4 protein-coding genes and 1 tRNA gene are annotated in these 2,143 nt (G+C 60.3%); all 5 read right to left on the bottom strand.

Features of this window, described 5'->3' with window-relative positions; genetic code table 11:
- A partial coding sequence (locus tag M3O22_09255) for a hypothetical protein (protein ID MDP9196926.1) occupies positions 1 to 633 on the bottom strand: 633 nt, incomplete at its 3' end.
- A gap of 127 nt (positions 634 to 760) precedes the next feature.
- Positions 761 to 961 carry a 4-oxalocrotonate tautomerase family protein gene (locus M3O22_09250; protein MDP9196925.1) on the bottom strand — a complete coding sequence of 67 codons (201 nt, stop codon included), beginning with the start codon at positions 959 to 961 and terminating at the stop codon, positions 761 to 763.
- Between the two features lie 35 nt (positions 962 to 996).
- A complete protein-coding gene (locus tag M3O22_09245; protein MDP9196924.1) occupies positions 997 to 1,362 on the bottom strand; it encodes a hypothetical protein in 366 nt (121 codons plus the stop codon).
- Positions 1,359 to 2,024, bottom strand: a complete 666-nt coding sequence (locus M3O22_09240; GenBank protein ID MDP9196923.1) for an ATP-binding protein — start codon at positions 2,022 to 2,024, stop codon at positions 1,359 to 1,361. The genes M3O22_09245 and M3O22_09240 overlap by 4 nt, the downstream gene beginning before the upstream one ends.
- A gap of 22 nt (positions 2,025 to 2,046) precedes the next feature.
- Positions 2,047 to 2,122: transfer RNA gene (locus M3O22_09235), tRNA-Ala, on the bottom strand.
- Positions 2,123 to 2,143: the final 21 nt, after the last annotated feature.

The raw sequence follows: 2,143 nt of genomic DNA, 5'->3' as shown, positions 1-2,143 counted from the left end.
TTCCCTGTACTGTTGTCCTGCGATCGCTGCGACCGAGTACCGTGCCAGCCGGTTTTCATGGGGCGTACCGGTGTAGTACGGGCCCAGTTTCTCCTGAAAAATCCGGTGAGAAATGTATGTGCAGAAAGCCTGGTAGAGCATGAGATTTTTATGATCCTTCAGGCTCTCCTGGTCGACCCCCATGGCATGGGCCAGCAGGACGCCGGAGACACTGAGGCTGACTCCCAATTTCATCTTTTTTGCGCTGAAACACTCCAGCTCGCTGATACCCCGGCCGCAAAACTGGGCACCATACTGATCCCATAACGGGATTCCGTCACACACAAAACGCATACATACGCCCTGCGCCACGGGAAGTTCCTGCCTTGCAGCCTCGGCATCTGCTGTCATGGGGACAGGCTTGAAAGTTTTTGACAGTTCCCGGGCCAGCGCCGCCGCCCTGTCAAAGGATCCGACATAGATCGTCATCCCCTTGCCGTCTTCTGTCTCGCCCCTGTGCCCGACCTTGTGATCTGTTTTTCTGTCTTCAAGAAGCCGGTGAATGGCATATGTAAGCTGATCTTCCAGCCGGGATACGACCTGCAGATGAAGCTTCCAGCCTGTAAAAAAGCTGGCCTTCGGGATGTCAGGCATATGAAACCACCCATTGCTGCCTGAATCTGCGCCGGGATAATGGAAACTGCCCTCTGTACCTGCGGAATGGGTCATGCCGGCAGCATAGGACATGGCCTGTTTATAGAACCTTAACGGCTTATGGCCGTTATTTCCCGTCCTTCAGGATGTCTTCCAGCAACCGGCCGCCTTTGGCGAAATTGTTGTCCGCAATGTCGTGCCAGAAAATTTCAACAAGCTCCGGATCCTTGCCCAGTACTTCAACAAAAACTCTGGTAATGCGAGCGGAAAGTTCCCGCTTCTGGCTGGTATCCAGCTCGGCCCGGTGATTGATGTGGATGACAGGCATGGGCTTTTCTCCACTGAAGACGCTATTTTGTGAATTTATCGACTTTCTGTCCTGTTTTCCACCCGCAACCGTTTCCCCCGTGCCGCGGCAATATCCTGCAGCGCCGAGAGGCCCGGGGTGTCGGGGGAGACCAGGACCTCGACCCCGTCTGCCTCAAGGGCCTGCAGGGCAAGGCCGGGATGGTTGCCGCAGTCCAGAATGCCGGTTACGGCCATATCAGGGAATTCCTCCCGCACCAGGCGTATCATTGCGCTGAACCACAGGGCGCCGCCGTGGGCTCCCGCCATGGGAGCTGACAGAAGAACAACGCTGTCCTGCCCCGCTTTCCGGGCCTGCAGGACAGCCGCGCGGCATTCCTCCAGGCTGTGGATGGTGATGGCGGGAATTTCGGCCAGATTCACACCGTTTCCAGGCCCGCGGCCTCGGCCACGGCGCGGCAGTCGCGGGGCAGTTCGCGGGTGATGGCGGTGATGGCCAGACGGACCTTTTCCAGAAAGCCGGGGCGGCTCTCGATCATGGTATAGCGGGGATGGCGGGACCACAGGGCACCGATCTTCTCATCCAGTTCCCGGGCCTGGTGGGCCGTCTCGATCCGCAGGGAATTCTGGTGGTTATAGCCCATTTCCTCGGATGGGGACTGCAGGTGGATGACCGCAGCATAGCGGGCGTATTCCTGCTCCATGCTGCTGCCGGCCATGTCCCAGAAGGTCTCCTGGGGTTCGGGCCAATAGGCCAGGCCATCCAGCGTGCCCCGGTCGCACAGGGTGACAGGCCAGCGGTTTTCGCCCAGGGCGACGTTTTCCAGCTGGCGCTGGACGTGATAGATGGCCCGCTGGGCTGCCGCACGGCCGGACTGGCTCTGCAGGCGCCAGAAGCCGCCGCCATAGACCAGCGACGCCGCCTCGGGCAGCACGGCCACATGCTCGCACAGGATCTTGCGCGCCATATCCAGGACGGTCGTCTTGCCCGCGCCGGGGCCGCCCGTAATTACCACAAAGCGGGTTGGTCCCGCTGTATTGCGGGCGTCGCACGGGCGCTCACATATGACTGGCTGTCCGGACATTTCCGCCTCCTGCTCCGTCTTCTGGTGGAGCCGGGGGGAATCGAACCCCCGGCCTCCTCATTGCGAACGAGGCGCTCTCCCAACTGAGCTACGGCCCCATCAGGACCGGAGGTTCCGGT

This window comes from Pseudomonadota bacterium (assembly GCA_030775045.1).
Classification (GTDB): domain Bacteria; phylum Pseudomonadota; class Alphaproteobacteria; order JALYJY01; family JALYJY01; genus JALYJY01.
The sequence above is the reverse complement of the archived record's forward strand: the minus strand, read 5'-3'. Positions and strand labels throughout refer to the sequence as shown.

Bases quoted from the DNA above. Each gene is read 5' to 3' on its own strand.
- M3O22_09250 (MDP9196925.1), bottom strand. From the start codon at position 961: ATGCCTGTCATCCACATCAATCACCGGGCCGAGCTGGATACCAGCCAG.
- M3O22_09240 (MDP9196923.1), bottom strand. From the start codon at position 2,024: ATGTCCGGACAGCCAGTCATATGTGAGCGCCCGTGCGACGCCCGCAAT.